This window comes from Vibrio sp. Isolate23 (assembly GCF_022398095.1).
GTDB lineage: Bacteria > Pseudomonadota > Gammaproteobacteria > Enterobacterales > Vibrionaceae > Vibrio > Vibrio coralliilyticus_A.
In genome coordinates, this window is the sequence record NZ_JAKEUV010000001.1 from 1,430,139 (window position 1) to 1,447,237 (window position 17,099).

Annotated in this window: 14 protein-coding genes; 9 read left to right on the forward strand and 5 right to left on the reverse strand. The window is 44.4% G+C overall.

Translation table 11 applies throughout. The features are described from left to right. Positions 1 to 41 precede the first annotated feature (41 nt). Positions 42 to 644 carry a DUF1294 domain-containing protein gene (locus L1D31_RS06430; protein WP_239836218.1) on the forward strand — a complete coding sequence of 201 codons (603 nt, stop codon included), beginning with the start codon at positions 42 to 44 and terminating at the stop codon, positions 642 to 644. A gap of 55 nt (positions 645 to 699) precedes the next feature. Here L1D31_RS06430 and phnX read toward each other — a convergent pair whose 3' ends face one another. The 3 genes from phnX to phnW are packed head-to-tail and all read right to left on the reverse strand — an operon-like array spanning position 700 to position 4,025. Next, the gene (gene phnX, locus L1D31_RS06435) at positions 700 to 1,515 is read right to left on the reverse strand and encodes a phosphonoacetaldehyde hydrolase (protein ID WP_239836219.1); all 816 of its coding nucleotides are present in this window, start codon (positions 1,513 to 1,515) and stop codon (positions 700 to 702) included. Between the two features lie 16 nt (positions 1,516 to 1,531). Further along, positions 1,532 to 2,905, reverse strand: coding sequence for an aspartate aminotransferase family protein (locus L1D31_RS06440; RefSeq protein WP_239836220.1), 1,374 nt, complete (start codon positions 2,903 to 2,905; stop codon positions 1,532 to 1,534). Between the two features lie 4 nt (positions 2,906 to 2,909). Continuing rightward, positions 2,910 to 4,025, reverse strand: coding sequence for a 2-aminoethylphosphonate--pyruvate transaminase (gene phnW, locus L1D31_RS06445; protein ID WP_239836221.1), 1,116 nt, complete (start codon positions 4,023 to 4,025; stop codon positions 2,910 to 2,912). A 291-nt stretch (positions 4,026 to 4,316) separates the two neighbouring features. Between phnW and L1D31_RS06450 the strand changes: the two genes are divergently transcribed. The 5 genes from L1D31_RS06450 to L1D31_RS06470 all read left to right on the forward strand — a co-directional run bounded on the left by L1D31_RS06450 (position 4,317) and on the right by L1D31_RS06470 (position 10,109). Beyond that, positions 4,317 to 5,327: a putative 2-aminoethylphosphonate ABC transporter substrate-binding protein gene (locus tag L1D31_RS06450; protein ID WP_239836222.1), complete on the forward strand. Its 1,011-nt coding sequence runs from the start codon at positions 4,317 to 4,319 to the stop codon at positions 5,325 to 5,327. A 257-nt stretch (positions 5,328 to 5,584) separates the two neighbouring features. Then, a complete protein-coding gene (locus tag L1D31_RS06455; protein WP_239836223.1) occupies positions 5,585 to 6,697 on the forward strand; it encodes a putative 2-aminoethylphosphonate ABC transporter ATP-binding protein in 1,113 nt (370 codons plus the stop codon). A gap of 10 nt (positions 6,698 to 6,707) precedes the next feature. Continuing rightward, complete coding sequence (locus L1D31_RS06460; RefSeq protein WP_239836224.1) at positions 6,708 to 8,435, forward strand: putative 2-aminoethylphosphonate ABC transporter permease subunit; 1,728 nt, start codon at positions 6,708 to 6,710, stop codon at positions 8,433 to 8,435. A 9-nt stretch (positions 8,436 to 8,444) separates the two neighbouring features. Then, the gene (gene phnR, locus L1D31_RS06465; RefSeq protein WP_239836225.1) at positions 8,445 to 9,149 is read left to right on the forward strand and encodes a phosphonate utilization transcriptional regulator PhnR; all 705 of its coding nucleotides are present in this window, start codon (positions 8,445 to 8,447) and stop codon (positions 9,147 to 9,149) included. Positions 9,150 to 9,206: 57 nt separating this feature from the next. After that, positions 9,207 to 10,109 (forward strand): EamA family transporter, encoded by a 903-nt coding sequence (locus L1D31_RS06470; RefSeq protein ID WP_239836226.1) that lies wholly within the window; start codon positions 9,207 to 9,209, stop codon positions 10,107 to 10,109. A gap of 131 nt (positions 10,110 to 10,240) precedes the next feature. Here L1D31_RS06470 and L1D31_RS06475 read toward each other — a convergent pair whose 3' ends face one another. Beyond that, positions 10,241 to 11,716 (reverse strand): peptide MFS transporter, encoded by a 1,476-nt coding sequence (locus L1D31_RS06475; RefSeq protein WP_239836227.1) that lies wholly within the window; start codon positions 11,714 to 11,716, stop codon positions 10,241 to 10,243. Positions 11,717 to 11,995: 279 nt separating this feature from the next. On the opposite strand from L1D31_RS06475, the gene L1D31_RS06480 reads away from it, so the two are divergent. The 3 genes from L1D31_RS06480 to L1D31_RS06490 all read left to right on the forward strand — a co-directional run bounded on the left by L1D31_RS06480 (position 11,996) and on the right by L1D31_RS06490 (position 15,624). Then, positions 11,996 to 13,120, forward strand: coding sequence for a M14-type cytosolic carboxypeptidase (locus L1D31_RS06480; protein WP_239836228.1), 1,125 nt, complete (start codon positions 11,996 to 11,998; stop codon positions 13,118 to 13,120). Positions 13,121 to 13,270: 150 nt separating this feature from the next. Then, the gene (locus L1D31_RS06485) at positions 13,271 to 14,674 is read left to right on the forward strand and encodes an FAD-dependent oxidoreductase (RefSeq protein WP_239836229.1); all 1,404 of its coding nucleotides are present in this window, start codon (positions 13,271 to 13,273) and stop codon (positions 14,672 to 14,674) included. Between the two features lie 23 nt (positions 14,675 to 14,697). After that, the gene (locus L1D31_RS06490; protein WP_239836230.1) at positions 14,698 to 15,624 is read left to right on the forward strand and encodes a LysR substrate-binding domain-containing protein; all 927 of its coding nucleotides are present in this window, start codon (positions 14,698 to 14,700) and stop codon (positions 15,622 to 15,624) included. Here the strand turns inward: L1D31_RS06490 and L1D31_RS06495 are convergent. Further along, entirely contained in the window at positions 15,600 to 16,970 is a 1,371-nt protein-coding gene (locus tag L1D31_RS06495; protein ID WP_239836231.1) for an L-serine ammonia-lyase, read from the reverse strand. The two genes, L1D31_RS06490 and L1D31_RS06495, sit on opposite strands and share 25 nt — an antisense overlap. Between the last annotated feature and the right edge of the window lie 129 nt (positions 16,971 to 17,099).

Consider the following 17,099-nt stretch of genomic DNA (forward strand, 5'->3'; position numbering starts at 1 on the left):
GGTATCCTTGAGTAGGACGCTCAAGGGAGAGAGGGATCATTATGGCTATTCAAGGCACCATTAGTGAGTGGCATGATAGTAAAGGCTACGGATATATTTCGGTTGATGATCAGGAAGCACAGATTAAGTTCCATCTATGTGATTTGGAAGCGTATGGTCATCCTCCTCGTATTAGTGAACGAGTGCAATTTCGCTTAGCTAAGGATGCGCATGGAGGTATATGTGCTGTTAATATAGAGCGTCAGGTAGTCTTCAATTTTACGCTTACAATAGCCATTTGGTTTTTCAGCACTCTTGTGGCGAGTGTTTTTCTCCTTGATTATCCACCGCTTTCTTTTGTGCTCTACATTACGCTAAGTACCATTGCATATATGGTGTACGCACTAGATAAACACGCGCTTCATACTGGTGGTTGGCGAGTACCATCGGTCACTTTTCATATCATCAATGTTTTTGGCGGCTGGCCCGGAGCGTTGTTGGCTCAGTCTGTTCTGCATCATAAATACAGTGATATAGGCTTTAAAAGTCTATTTTGGGTGACACTACTAGCAAACTTTACTCTGTTTTGCTGGACGCTAACAGAAGAGGGAATGATGACAACCTTAGAGTTTTTGTCTCAGTTGCAAGTGATGCTTTTGTTTTAAAAAGTAGCCAGCTACTTTGTGGTAGCTGGCTGATACTCACTATAGCTGTCACCGTTTATGGGCGCTCTCCAGCTGCTAATCGGCGCTCGACATCTTTAATCACGTCTGGTAGCTCAGAAATCGTATCGATGAGGTAATGAGGGGCGCTTTTGATGAGTTTTGCTTTGGCCTTCTCACGTGCTTTATTCAACGTGTCTTCATCTGCAGATTGATATTCTTCGAAAGTTAACCCGGCTTCATTACCGGATAGTAGCAATCCAACAGTCCACATACCCGCATTGTGCCCTTCGTCAATTCCTGGGGCAGCGTCATCAACTTTGATGCATGCCTTAACATCCGTCACACTGAGTTCGATAACATTTTTTAGTGCCATGTAGGGGGCAGGGCGACCACCTTGAGGAAGGTCATCCGTTGCTACTACATAGTCTGGTTTGTAGCCATAGTCGGCTGCGACAGGAATAAGCACATCCATGACTTCACGAGGGTAACCTGAACAGGATCCAATTTTGATACCTTGAGCTTTTAGATTATCGACGACTTCAATGGCATTGAGAATTGGTTCTGCGTGAACGGCCACTTTGGCTTTTTGCAGCGGCATAAAGGCTGCGTAAATACGATCAATATCGTCACTGTTCATTGAACGACCAAATTGTTCGTTCCAGCGTTTATCGACAGATGGTAGCTGGCCTACCGCTTGGATGTGATCCCATTTACCCAGTCCCATCGGCTCTCGGGCTTCTGCAAGGTTTATGTCGAAATCGAAACCTTGTTTGAAGGCTTCAACGAAAATACTGGTTGGAGCAAATGAACCAAAATCTACTATAGTCCCAGCCCAGTCAAAGATAACGGCTTGGATTGGTGAATTAGTCATAATTGATACCTTGTTATCAATAGTTGTATTCATTACACACATTAGCGATTGCTTCTTCAAAGATCGCTAGTGCTTCGGTCAGTTGTTGGCGTGAAATGATCAGTGGAGGACTCAACTGAATCACATTACCTTGGGAGACTTTAAAGCTCAGCCCATTGTTGAGGCATTGGTAAAGTACTGACTCTGCTTCATCGTATGCTCGCTGTTTCGTTTGTTTGTTGGTAACGAGCTCTATTCCCCAGAGCAGGCCAATGCCACGAATGTCTCCAATTACTGGATATTTCTCTTTCATTTCCAGCAATTTTTTACGTACAAATTTGCTATCGTCTTTTACTTTTTCCAGCAAACCTTCTTGCTCAATAGCTTCCATGGTCGCGAGAGCGGCGGCGCAACCTATTGGACTCTTCTCATGGGTGTAATGACCCATAGAGATCTGCTCAGCGGTGTTGTATTTGTCTTTGGTGACCATAGCTGCAATTGGAACCAGGCCTCCGCCAAAGCCTTTACCAATACATAAAATGTCCGGTTCAATATCGTAAGCTTGATAAGTAAACCATTCACCGCTACGCCCCATACCGTTAGGAATATCGTCGATGATCAACATGACATTGTGTTTATCACAAATCTCACGTACACGTTTCCAATAGGCTTGGCTCGGAACTTGAACATCGGTGTTTCGTACTGCCTCGGCAATAAATGCACCAATACCGCCTTCTTTCTCGATGACATACTCTAAATAATCGGCGTAGTGAACATCATCAGAGGCATTGGGAAATGCCCCCCGATAAGAAACAGCAGGTGGAATGCGTTCTACACCAGCCATTAAAGGCCCCATACCTTCTCGGAAGCAAGCTTCGCCTCCAACGGAAATGGCATCAAGCGAGGCTCCATGAAACGAGTCCCAAAGTGATACCACCTTGAAGTTTCCCGTGACATGGCGAGCTAATTTGAGTGCCATTCCTATGGCCGAAGTGCCACCGGGGGCAAAGAGCACTCGATTTAGCTCTCCGCCACAGATTTGAGTGAGCTTTTCTGCACATTTGATGGCCGTTTCATTGGTGAATCGACGAGGAGAAAATGGCAAGCTTGCTATTTGCTCCGTGACTTTTTTAATGATATGAGGGTGGCCGTAACCTAACTGGTGGACATTGTTACCATGGAAATCCATGTATTTCTTGCCCGTTGCGTCTTGCAGATAAATGCCTTCAGCACTTTCAAGCGCGTCTAAACAAGGGGTCGACATTGCCTGATGCACGAACACATCACTATCGCGTTGAAGTAAGCTTTGCGTTTGCTCATCTTTCAAAGAAGCGCTCCAAGCTTGTCGTGCAGAGGTGGTGTTCACGTCCCCTTCGCTACGAAAGTGAGTGGGTTTGACTGATTGACTCATGGCATTAAGCTACCGTTGCTGTTTCTTGCCAGTACATAGCGTTTTTTATCGCCCCAATCAGGCGTTCAATGTCTTGTGGGTAGACTTCGCCGATGTTGCCAATTCGGAAACAATCTGCATCCGATACTTTACCTGGATAGATCACAAACCCTTGTTCTTTAAGGTGTTCATAAAAGGTCTTAAACTGATAATCTTCGTGGGTGGGTGAATAGAAGGAAGTAATGATTGGAGAGTGAAGCTCGTCGTTGAGCAAAGGCTCAAAACCAAGAGAACGCATACCAGCGACCAGCGTGGTCTGATTGGTGTGGTAGCGCTGGTGCCTCGCTTCGATACCACCTTCTTGTTCCAGCTCTAGCAGAGCTTGGTAGAAAGCACGCACAGTATGAGTTGGTGACGTGAAACGCCATTTACCGTGATTCTTTTCCATGCAGTGCCACTGGTCATAGAGGTCTAAGCTAAGAGAACGTGCAAGACCCTGACATTTTTCCAACTCTTCCTTCTTAGCGATGACAAAGCCAAAACCAGGTACGCCTTGAATGCATTTATTGGCTGAGCTGATCATGAAGTCGATACCCATGTCACCAATATCCATTGGGATACCCCCAAAACTCGACATTGCATCTAGGATGACGACTTTGCCATATTGTTTCGCGAGTTTAGTCAGGGGTTGAATTGGGTTAAGCATGCCGGTTGTCGTTTCACAATGAACGACAGCAACGTGTGTGATATCGGGATCCGTTGCCAATGCCGTTTCCACCTCGTTCAAGTTTGGCTGTGATGTTTCGCCAGGGGAAACGACATGGCAATGGATGTCCAAATATTGTGCGATTTGTGCGATTCGAGCACCATATGCGCCATTATCGATGACCAGCAACTTGCCTTTTTTGCTAATAACGCTGCCTATTGTTGCTTCGACAGACGCCGTGCCACTGCCTTGCATCAATACGCTTGTATAGCCGCTGTGATGAGTGGCTAACTTCACCAGTTGCGCTCGAATCACTTCGACGATATCTCTGTTGTAATCATCATCCCAAGTACACCAGTCTTTGAGCATGGCTTGGCGAACAGTAGCAGAAGTTGATAGAGGTCCAGGAGTAAGCAGTAGGTATTCGTTATTCATCCTAATATCCATTTTGTTTTTGGTATACACCAGAATTTAAGCTTACTCTAGCAAGCGAGGAAACGATGAGTAAATAGACAAAAACTGAAATTCATAAAACTTTCATATCGAAAATATTAGGTCCGTGATGAAGGAGGATTTTTTGAACAGGTTTATAAAAAGTGCCATTTTTTATTCATAGAATCGTCACAAAGCCAATTTAGGGTGTATGTCATTAACTGGTACAGACCAATGTATTTTGCCCAAAGGGAAGTGAATTGGTCTCAAACGATAGAGTCTTAACTGGAGAAAATGATGAAGAACCGTTTGATGAAAGGATCGCTGGCTGCGCTTGTCTCTGTTCTAGCGACCAATGTGATGGCCGCTGAGGAAGTGACGGTTTATACCGCTTTTGAAACTGACATTCTTGCAAAATATAAATCGGCATTTGAAAAAGAAAACCCAGACATCACAATTAAGTGGGTCCGTGACTCTACGGGTATAATGACAGCAAAACTCCTTGCTGAAAAAAACAACCCGCGTGCGGAAGTCGTATGGGGCCTTGCGGGCTCTTCAATGGCATTGCTGAAAGAGCAAGGCTTGCTTAAGCCATATACACCAAAAGGTGCTGAGTCTCTACATGCCAACCTCAACGACCCGCAGTCGAATCAAGCTTGGTTCGGTAATGACGCATATTTCAATGCGGTTTGTTTCAATGAAGCTGTGGCAAAACAGTTGAACCTACCTAAACCATCGTCATGGGAAGATCTGACGGATCCGGTTTACAAAGGCCATATTGCAATGCCAAACCCAGCGTCATCTGGTACTGGATATATGCAGGTGTCAGCGTGGCTTCAAAGCATGGGTGAGGACCAGGGCTGGAATTACATGAAAGCACTGGATAAAAATATTGCTCATTACACGCATTCAGGCTCTAAACCTTGTGTTCAAGCAGGTATGGGAGAAGTGGCGATTGGTATCTCAATGGCAAGTCGCGGCGCTAAGCTGAAAACTCAAGGTGCGCCACTTGCGGTGATTACGCCTAAAGGTATTGGTTGGGAATCAGAAGCGGTTGGTTTGGTAAAAGAGTCTGACGCAGCGAAACGTGTGGTTGACTGGTCCATTTCTAAGAGTGCTAATGAACTGTACGTAGAAATGTACCCAGTGGTTGGTCATAAAGAAGTGAAAGCAACAGTGTCCAACTTCCCGAATGTACAAGAAAATATGGCGGAGATGGATTTTGCGCAAATGGGTAGCAAGCGAGCTGATATCTTGGCTACTTGGTCTGCGAAATTTGACGCAAAGTCTGAGCCAAAATCGTAATCAGTGATACACAATTTGGTTAATCCATAGGGAGAACTTAGGTTCTCCCTTTTGTTTTCTAATGAGCTAAAGGTATTTTTATCAATATTGGTGTGAGCAGATAAAGAGTTACACAAGAGGCTGGTATCCAATAGCACTAGTGGTGTTGGATATATGAATCTCTTATTCATTTTTTTGTCATCTTTGCTCTATAAATTTGTAATGTGCCTGAAATAAACCAGATTTACAGTTGGTATATACCATTTGGAGTGTGTGTTATGCCAACTAACCAACCTTATCTACAGATTGAAAATGTTGTGAAGCAATTCGGACAGTTCACAGCACTAAAACAAATTTCGCTATCCATTGAAAAAGGTGAGTTTGTTTGTTTCCTTGGGCCATCCGGTTGTGGAAAAACGACCTTACTAAGAGCCATTGCTGGTCTCGATTTACCGACTTCTGGCTCCATATCTCAACATGGTGAGGAGACGACTTTTCTCCCCCCAGAGAAGCGCGACTTTGGTATCGTTTTCCAATCCTATGCCTTATTCCCCAATTTAACCGTCCAAGAAAATATTGCCATAGGTTTGAAGAACCAGGGGATGACGAATCAGGAAGCCTTAGAAAAAGTGGATTGCTGGCTTGATATGATAGGGTTAGCAACATCAGGACAAAAGTACCCAAACCAACTTTCTGGAGGGCAGCAGCAGCGTGTTGCGCTTGCTCGTGCATTGGCTTTATCTCCAGGATTGCTGCTTCTTGATGAACCTTTATCAGCTTTGGATGCTAAGGTTCGAGTGCACCTTCGCGATGAGATTTGCAAGCTCCAACGGAAGCTGGGAATTACCACGATTATGGTGACCCATGATCAGGATGAGGCGTTAACCATGGCTGATCGTATTGTTGTTATGAATCATGGTGTTATTGAACAAGTTGGAACGCCACAAGAGATCTATCAACAGCCAGCCACCAGATTTGTCGCGGAGTTTGTTGGTAGCATGAACTTTATCAACGCCTCCGTTGCAACTGACAGCCAGCTTAGAATTGCAGAGTCATTGATTGAAGCGCCGATATTGGAAAATCGTGATTTGGTTCGTGGTGATCACTTTGATTTAGCTATCCGTCCAGAGAATATTCGCTTCTCTGATGAGGTTAAAAATGCGTTGCCGGTGCGTATTCGTACCTATGAATTTCTAGGAGCTTTCTGGCGATATGAGTGTGAGTTGCAGCATGACAAACATGCACAGCCCATCTTTATTGATGTGTCTGGGGAGCAAGCGCAAAACATGAAACTTCGAATTGGTGATATTCGCTACATTCAATTTGCTGAGCATGGGGCAAGAGCCTACCCAGTGATGAGCCCTACGGGTGATAAAGCGATTGCGGCTTAGGGATAGATTAATGGAAAGTAACACAATGAATAGCCCGACGATGAATGCCCTTAAAGCTCGGCCCGCTGGCCTGTTAAAACGAGTAAGCCGCGACAATATCGTCTTATTTGGTTTACTTGCTTTTCTTTTCACACTATTGGTGCTCTTTATCGTCATGCCCTTGTGGGCAATGCTGGAAAAAAGCGTTCAAGGTGCGGAAGGGGAGTTTGTTGGTTTAGCCAATTTTGCTAATTATTTTTCCCAAGCAAGTTTGTGGCAGTCTTTGGGTAATACGTTCACAGTCGGCATTCTGGTGACTGGCGTTGTCGGGGTATTGGCATTTGGCTATGCCTATGCGTTGACACGCTCCTGTATGCCATTTAAAGCCATGTTTCATGTGTTGGGGGCGGCGCCGATTCTTGCTCCGTCGTTATTACCTGCAATTAGTTTGATCTTCTTGTTTGGTAATCAAGGTATTGCCAAAGAAATCCTCGGTGGGCACTCGGTTTATGGTTTGATTGGTATCTCTCTAGGCTTGATCTTCTGGACGTTTCCTCATGCGCTGATGATATTAACCACCTCACTCAGAACGTCTGACGCGCGTCTTTATGAAGCCGCGCGGGCGCTTAAAACATCGCCACTCAAAACTTTTTTTGTGGTGACATTACCTGCTGCCAAATATGGTTTGATAAGCACGCTTATCGTTGTATTTACTTTGGTGGTTTGCGATTTCGGTGTGCCGAAAGTCATTGGAGGGAGTTACAACGTCCTTGCGACTGATATTTTTAAGCAAGTGGTAGGACAGCAGAACTTTTCGATGGGGGCGGTGACCAGCATCTTGTTGTTAATCCCTGCTTTATTAGCGTTTGTTGCTGACCGTTGGGTACAGAAGAAGCAAAAGAGTTTGTTTGATACTCGCTCCGTGCCTTATCAGCCGGAGCCAAACACTCTGCGCGATGGCGCTTGTTTTGTTTATTGCTCAGTCATTTCATTAGCTGTGCTTGCCGTGCTTGGTATGGCGGTGTATGGATCATTGGTTACCTTCTGGCCATGGAATAAAGCATTGACGTTAAATAACTATAATTTTGCCGAGATGAGTACTTACGGCTGGCAACCTTATTTTAATTCATTGTCTTTGGCTACATGGGCTGCGATTATTGGTACTGCACTGATTTTTGTCGGAGCTTACTGCATCGAAAAAGGGCGAGCGTTTGCACCTATTCGGCAGGCAATGCAAATGTTAAGTGTGGTGCCTATGGCGGTTCCTGGTATGGTGCTCGGCTTGGGTTACATATTCTATTTTAATGACGCCAACAATCCTTTGAGTTTCCTTTACGGTACGATGGCATTTTTGGTGATTAATACGGTTGTGCATTACTACACGGTTGGGCATATGACTGCCTTGACGGCACTAAAGCAAATCCCTGCAGAGATTGAAGCCACGGCGGCCTCGGTGAAGCTGCCTCAGTACAAATTGTTCTTCAAAGTGACTTTGCCAGTGTGTGTTCCTGCAACGTTAGATATCGCTACCTATCTGTTTATTAATGCATTAACGACCACTTCTGCGGTAGTATTCATTTATTCAACTGAAACCATTCCTGCTTCAGTATCTGTACTAAATATGGATGATGCTGGGCAAACAGGCGCAGCTGCTGCGATGGCAGTCATGATTATGATTTCTGCTGCTGTGGCAAAATTGGTGCACATGACGTTAGGGAAATGGTTGGAAAATAGAACGCAAGCGTGGCGCAGAAGGTAAGGACAACGAGTGCAGTACGTAAAAATTAAAGATTCCATTGTTGAACAAATAGAATCAGGTCTTTTGTCACCTAGACAAAAATTACCTGCAGAGCGCAAGTTAGCAGAATCCTTTGATACAACCCGTGTGACTTTACGCGAGGCGCTGTCACTACTGGAATCAGAAGGTCGTATTTACCGAGAAGATCGTCGAGGTTGGTTTATATCTCCAGAGCCACTTAGATACGATCCGACGCAAACACTGAACTTTACTAATATGGCCTTATCACAGAAGCGAACACCTCTGACGGAGCTGGTTGCCGCCAAAGGCATATTGGCTAATAAGCAGGCAGCGAGTTTACTTGGGCTTCAGCCTTTTTCCGATGTATACAAGGTAGATAGAGTGCGTTACTTAGAAGGTCGCCCAGTCGTGTTTGTGACTAACTACATTCGCCCTGAATGGTTTCCGAACCTACTCGATTTTGACTTGTCTCAGTCACTCACGGATATTTATCGTGATCACTTTGGCATGGTGTATCAAAAGATCAGATACCGAATCAGTACCAGCAGTTTGCTTGGCGATACCGCACAAGCATTGAGAGCGACCTCAGGTACGCCTGCAATGGTGGTTGAGCGTATTAACTACAACCAGCATGGAGAGCTTATTGATTGTGACATTGAATACTGGCGTCATGATGCTATCAGTATTGAATCCCTTGCTGAACTAAACCGTTAACCTGCTCTTTACTATGGATGGGCTTCCGACAGGAAGCTTTTTTCACAAGGATTTTCTATGTCACTTTGGGCCATCACACTGGTCGTGATCTCCGCTTTCCTTCACGCTGGTTGGAATCTGCTTAGTAAAAGCAACAAGGCTTCAGGGCCCGCATTTTTTCTCGCCAGTAGTTCAGCCGCCGCAATACTACTGACTCCTTATGTGATTTGGTATCTTAACCAAGTTGATATGACTTTCTTTCCGACGACGTTTTGGCTAATCCTGATTGTCAGCGGTATTGCGCAGATGATTTATCTGCTGGGACTTGGTTTTGCTTACAAGCAGGCGGATATCGGCGTGATTTATCCTATCGCACGAGCACTGCCTGTTTTGATGGTTGGAGTAGTAACCGTTGTATTGGGCTATGAGCTGAGCATCAACAGCTGGATTGGCTTTACGTTGATCACTCTTGGCTGTTTATTTGTGCCTTTAGAGTCATTTAGTCAGTTCAATATTAGAGATTATCTCAACGTGGGGGTTCTATGGGCATTGATTGCCGCTTTTGGAACTACAGGTTATTCCATTCTTGATAAAGAAGCCTTGCTGCTTTTAGCCAGTACATTTCAAAACGTGGTTAGTGACAGAAGTTCTGCTATTTTCTATCTTGGTATACAGTTTTGGTCTATTGCTCTTTGCATCACCCTCTATTTGCTTATTGCACGAAGAGGTGACGATTTTAAACAGGCTTGGGCGATTAAAAAGCCTTCAGCATTAGCTGGCACAATGATGTCAACAACTTATGGGTTAGTGCTATATGCCATGACAATGACAGAAAACGTCAGTTATGTTGTTGCCTTGCGTCAACTGAGTATTGTGTTCGGTATGGTTTTTGGGATCATTTGGCTATCAGAAAAATTCTTAATGACCCGACTGATAGGAACAACATTGATTTTAGTTGGATTGGTTTTGACGGTAGCCTAATTGCGCTAACCAACATGCTTTGTATTATTCTCTTTACGACGAAAATCGATGAGAGTTAAACCTCTAGCCTGCAGCGAGTAAAAGCCCCAATGATTTCCTCGCTGGGGCTTTTTATATGTATTTCTGGGTTATTAGCTTTCCACTTCCACCATTGTGGGTTGCTCGTCAGCATGCGCCGCATCGAGCATCTTGCGAATAATGAATGAAGAGACTAGTGCGATGACGACCATTAAGACAGCTAATACAGTCAGCAGTTGGAAGTAATCACCGTAAACCGTTTGAACAATCTCTTGGGTCAGTTCTTGGCCTTTTTCGAGCGCTATAGAAGTAGAGAAAACCGCACCAACAATTCCACTCAGTGCCATTGCGACGGAAAACAAAGACACCGAGAAGCCTTCAATATGCTTAGGAGCCACCGATAGAATAAAGGCAACGACTAAGCTACCGACGATAACTTCTGCAAACGCTTGGAAGAAGTGAATTGCCAGGAAGATTTCAGGGCGGATTACTACGTCTTCACCGACATTCATTACCGCCATCGTTAAGATACCAAAGGCAATAGCAGTGAAGATAAAGGCAAAACCAATCTTTGTCGCGGTAGAGAAGTTAACCCCTTTTTTCTCGAGTGAAGAGAATGTCATGGCAATCACCGGGCCTGCGACGATACACCAAAGCGGGTTCATTGCCATTGAGGCTTCAGGGGCAATAGGGATGATATTGAACAAATCACCACGCATCGTATTGATGGTGACCATCGTCATCGATGTCATCATCTGGCCATAGTAAACAAAGAAGCAGGTTGTCAGCACTGTCATGATCAGAATCGTGCCCATTTTCAGTGCGTCCGACTTGCCAGACTTAATCATGAGAGTAATGAAGTACAGAATCGCGGCTGCGCCAATGGCGTAAACGATGTTTTTACCGACAGCCATGTTCGAGAACATGAAAAACACCAAGCCAACCATCGCGGCAGATAACGCAAAGAAAGAGAGCCAATTTTTTATGCTGACAGGGGTCTGGTCAATATCGGCACCCACGCCAACTAATTGTTTGTTGAAGATAACTAAAATGATAAAAGCAAAGCCAGCCATTACTGCTGAGAGCATAAAGCTACCGTGGAAACCTATCGCTAACACAAACATAGGGAATAGATATTGACCGAGCAGAGCGCCTACATTGTTAACAGAATAGTTGACTGGGTAGCCGTTTTCGAAGTCTTCTTCTGTTGAAAAAGTGCGCTTGTAAAGACTGGGATAAGAAGGAGACATCAACCCACGGGCATAGCTAGCCAAGGCAATACCGATTAAGCTCATCGGAACATTCGTGGTGGAAGCACCTAAAACGAGTAAGGTGTATCCTATTGCGAATGTACCGTAAGCAATGGTCAACGAACGATAGGCGCCGAGGAATTTATCCGCTATGAACCCACCCGCAATGGCGAAAAGTGGGCCAATAGAAGAGAAAGCCCCGACAACCATCATGGTGTCGGCTTCACTGTACCCTAGATCTTCTAAGAAGAATCGGGTCAGGATAACCATCACACCGTAGAATGATAAGCCAAACATTGCTTGGCAGAACATCATTGATTTATTGAGTTTATTCCACATAATAGTCTCGCATAATTGTGTGATATAGAATTAATGTCTGATAATTATATCATTTGTGGTTTGTTATAAATTGAAACAATTATCGCAGAAAACATAATTCATGCACGATTTTTTCTAAATTTCGCATAACTTTTTATAATGAAATTGATCTAAAACGTTTGCGCTGGATAAGCACGATTTGCAAGCCTTTTGTCAGGAGTCTGCAATTTCATTTTTGCGTACTAACCTTTGTGTTAGCCTGTTTATAAAGTTGTTTTTATTGATAAGGAAAGTAACTCAATGAAGATCTTCAGCAATTTCGAAAGTGGTAGTATTGAAGTCGTCAACGCGGATAATAAAGACGTAATTCAGCTTAAGATTCCTAATGATAATCAGTCTGAGTTTTATCAGTGGTTCCATTTTCGTTTGGAAACCGAAGCAGAGCAGTCACACTCGATTCAGATTGTTGACCTGAAAAACTCCGCTTATCCAGAAGGTTGGAAAGACTATGATGTTGTTGCGTCGTATGACCGAGAAGAGTGGTTTCGTATTCCAGCAGAATTTGATGGTGATACGCTGAGCTTTACGCTGATTCCGGAGCACGGATCTGTCTATTTTGCCTACTTTGCACCTTATAGCTACGATCGCCATCAAGATTTACTGCATGCTGCCCAAAGTACCCATCACTGCAAATTAGAAACATTAGGTCATACTCTTGATGGTAATGATATGAGTTTGCTGACTTTTGGTGAGCCTAGTGATGGTAAGAAAAAGATATGGGTGATTGCGAGGCAGCACCCAGGTGAAACCATGGCTGAATGGTTTATGGAGGGTATGATCCAACGCCTTATTGATGAAGAAGATACGGCAGCGCGTGCTTTGCTGGAAAAAGCGGTTCTGTACGTTGTGCCAAATATGAACCCTGATGGTAGTATTCGCGGGCATTTACGCTGCAATGCGGTGGGTGTAAACCTGAATCGTGAATGGCAATCTCCAAGTATGGAGAAGAGCCCTGAAGTCTTTCTTGTAAGAGATAAGATGCTTGAAATTGGCGTGGATATGTTCCTTGATATACACGGTGATGAAGCTATTCCTTACAACTTTGTTGCTGGTTCAGAGGGCATCCCTTCTTATGACGAGCGACTGGCTTCACTGGAAGTTGCATTTAAACAGGCGCTACACACAGTGACACCTGAGTTCCAAGATGAGTTTGGTTATGACAAAGATGAACCAGGCAAGGCTAATCTAACAGTCGGCTCTAACTGGGTAGCGGATCAATTTAAGTGCTTGTCTTACACTGTTGAAATGCCGTTTAAGGACAATAATGATTATCCAGATCCGCTTTATGGCTGGTCGCCGGAAAGAAGTGTGAAATTCGGTGAGGACACCTTGTCTGCAATTCTGGCGGTGTCAGATAAAATATAACCAGAGTGAGCCCAAGTACAAGAAGCGCAGCATAGTCTGCGCTTTTTTCATTGCGTTAGTTATGTTGACGCTAAGCGTCAGATATCCTCGCTATGTACATCAAACGGATCCGATTACATTTTGAATATCGAAAACAACAGGTATTCAATCATGTCACAACATCCCTCATTTTGGTTTAAGCAAGCTTTGGAGCGAGAACAGCCGCTGAATACCACTACCTTAATGGATGATATTCAAGTGGATGTTGCTATTGTTGGTGGTGGTTATACAGGCCTTTGGACGGCCATCATGCTTAAAGAGCAGCAGCCTAAATTATCTATTGCAGTGATTGACAAAGGTCTATGCGGTAGTGGAGCTTCAGGCGCGAATGGCGGCTGTATGTTGACTTGGTCAACGAAATTCCCAACGATGAAGCGGTTGTTTGGGGAGGATGAAGCTAAAAGGTTGGTCAAAGAATCCGAAGCAGCGATATATGAGATTGAAGCGTTTTGCCATCAACATCATATTGATGCCGAGCTTCGTCGTCATGGTGCTTACTACACGGCAACCAATACTGCTCAAAAAAACTCGATGAGTCCCATAGTGGAAGAGTTGAGCCGATTAAATATCAATAGCTGGCAGTCATGTTGTCCTGAAGATATTGCGCGATTAGCGGGCTCACATCGACACTTGGAAGGCTTCTATTCACCTGCTGCTGGCAGTGTGCAACCAGCTTTGTTGGTAAGGGGACTAAGGCGAGTCGCGATAGAAAAGGGGGTCCAAGTCTTTGAAAATACACCCATGAAAGTACTTAATTTTGGTCATCCAGCCCTGATAGAGACGCCTAATGGGACTATCACAGCAGATAAAGTGGTATTAGGGCTTAATGCTTGGATGGTTAAGCACTTTAAACAGTTGAAACGCAGTATTGTCGTGGTTTCCTCTGACATGGTCATTACGGGCCCTATCGAATCGCAACTTAATGAATGTGGAATTGACAGAGGGGCTGCGGTGGTCGATTCACGTATTTTCGTCCATTACTATCGTGATGCCCAAGAAGGGAGGTTGATGCTAGGCAAGGGGGGGAATCGTTTTTCTTATGCCAATCAAGTGGATAAGATGTTCAATCAACCAACTCGATATTTGCCTTTATTGACACGATCATTCGCTCGGTTATTTCCCCAGTTCAAAGGGGTTAAGTTCGCGTATAACTGGACGGGGGGATCTGATCGGTCTGTGACAGGTTTACCTTTCTTTGGTCGATTAGAAGGTCAAGCAAACATCTTCTACGGTTTTGGCTATTCCGGTAACGGTGTTGCTCAAACTCGGATAGGAGGCAAAATTTTATCTTCGCTTGTACTTGGAGAAAACAATGATTGGACACGAAGTGGTTTAGCGCAAGGGCCACTTGGTCTGTTCCCTTCGGAACCTATTCGTTGGATAGGTGCAATGTTAGTCAGAAATGCAGTGAGACGAAAAGAAGAAGCGGAAGATAACGAGCAATCACCAATGTTCTGGGATAAATGGCTATCAAAGCTTGCTGGTGCCGCCGGTAAAGCAGACAAGGTGAAGTAATATCTCTGTCACACAGAATTGCCATGCTTGTCGCTTTGACATTAACTTGCCAATCTATGCGTTTTATACCTCCTCTTAATGCTTTAAAAGCTTTTGAATCCGCTGCCCGATTACAAAGTTTGACCAAGGCGGCGGATGAGCTCAATGTCACTCGTGCCGCAGTGAGTCAACACGTTAAACAGCTTGAAAGCTATCTAGAGGCTACTTTATTTGAACGTAGAGGGTCGAAGCTCCAACTAACTGAAGACGCGCAGTATTACTTACCTTTGCTGACTCAAATGTTTGAGTCACTCTCTGTTGGAACAGAGCAGCTGTTTCAACGGAAAAAGCGTTATAGGTTGAACTTGAGTATTGCGCAAAGTTTTTGCTTTCAGTGGTTAATCCCCCGCCTTGAAGACTTTCGCCGTGACCACCCGAATATCGAGCTAAAGATATCTACTTCGTCAAATGCTTATCCCAATGGCAGTAAAGTTGCGGATATTGAAATCATTAATGGCCCGAAGCCCATGGGTGAGGGAGATGTCATTGCTTTAACAAAAGAAAACTGGGTACTGGTTGCAGCACCAAGATTGGTGGTATCCAACTCCATACAGACACTAGATGAGCTAGCGAATAGTGAGAAAATAGCCACTACGGGTTATCAGGAAAACTGGCAGTACTGGTTTGATTATCATCATTTCACAGGTCGTATTGTGGAGCCTGCAATACAATTTGATCATTCGCTTCTCTCAATTGAAGCGGCAGTATCAGGGCTAGGTATTTTGCTGGTCAAAGAGCTACTAGTAGAGGAGCATCTTATTCAGGGCAGTTTAGTGAGAATCAGTGATAAAATAGTGCCCAGTCGAGATGGGCACTATTTACTTCAACACGACCCGAGTAATCCGCTTGCTACCCAATTTTCCAATTGGATAACAAGCAGCTTGGATTATTCACAGGGTGGAGCCATGTGAATGACCGCCAGCCCGCCAAGAGATGTTTCACGGTATTTTTTATTCATGTCTTTACCTGTTTGATACATAGTTGCGATAACTTTATCTAAAGAAATAAGACATTTGCTAGTTCTTTTTAGTGCCATTCGTGAGGCATTGATGGCCTTCATCGCCCCCATTGCATTACGTTCGATACATGGCACTTGAACAAGCCCACCAATGGGATCACAAGTCATGCCTAACGAATGCTCCATTGCAATCTCAGCAGCGATACAGATCTGTTCGTTACTGCCACCTCTGAGTGCGGTTAAGCCAGCTGCGGCCATTGATGACGAAACACCGACTTCGCCCTGACAGCCTACTTCAGCGCCAGATATCGACGCATTTGTTTTGTACAAAATACCAATTGCGCCAGCAACAGCTAAAAAGTCTTTGATTTGTTTAAGGTCGAGTTCTTTAATAAAGCGATGGTAATACATGAGTACAGCGGGAATAACCCCTGCCGCGCCATTCGTTGGAGAGGTAACTACTTGGCCACCTGCCGCGTTCTCTTCACTGACAGCGAAGGCGAAGAGGTTAATCCAGTCCATGATTTCCATAGGATCATTTTCAATCGCTTCGTTAGCTTCAAGCTTTTTCAATAAGTTAGGTGCACGTCGTGTGACATTAAGTCCTCCTTCCAAAATGCCTTCTGTGTCAAAGCCACGTTGCATGCAAAGGGTCATTACTTTCCAGATCTGTTCTGCTTTACGATCGATTTCATCACTGTCAAAGAAGCAGACCTCGTTTTGTAAAATCATGCCGCCAAGGCTGAAGCCGTTCTCTTCTGCCATGTTTAGCATTTCGTCTGCAGAAGTAAATGGATAGGGCACATCGACGGGCTGCTCACTGCTACCATTTTCCAACTCGGCGGCTGTGGCAATAAACCCACCTCCGATAGAATAGTAAGTTTCAAATGCGAGCTGTGCCCCAAAGCTATCATAGGCGGTAATTGTCATGCCATTTTCATGTAACGGTAGATTGTCGCTGTGAAATATAATGTCACTCTCATAGCAGAATGCTAAGGTATGAGCGCCTGCCAGCAGCAACGACTCATTATCCAGTGTCTGTTGTAAAGCTTGCTTGGCACTGGTAATTTTTATTGTGTCAGGCCTATTACCCATAAGTCCTAAGATCACTGCACGATCCGTATGGTGACCTATGCCGGTTAAGGATAGCGAGCCATACAAATCAACCTGTATCCGATCCACTTTGGATAAGGAATCACTGAGCAAGCGCGTGAAATGATAACCGGCCAGCATTGGCCCGTTGGTGTGGGAACTGGATGGCCCAACTCCGACTTTGAAAATATCGAAAATCGACAGCATAAACTAACTTCCTGTGATATGGCCTGTTGGTCAGACTCTACTTAAATATAGTTAACAAAACATTAACCTTGCTAACGCTATCTATAAAGAAGATGTTTGTACAGGACTTCGGCAAGTTAGTATTAATAA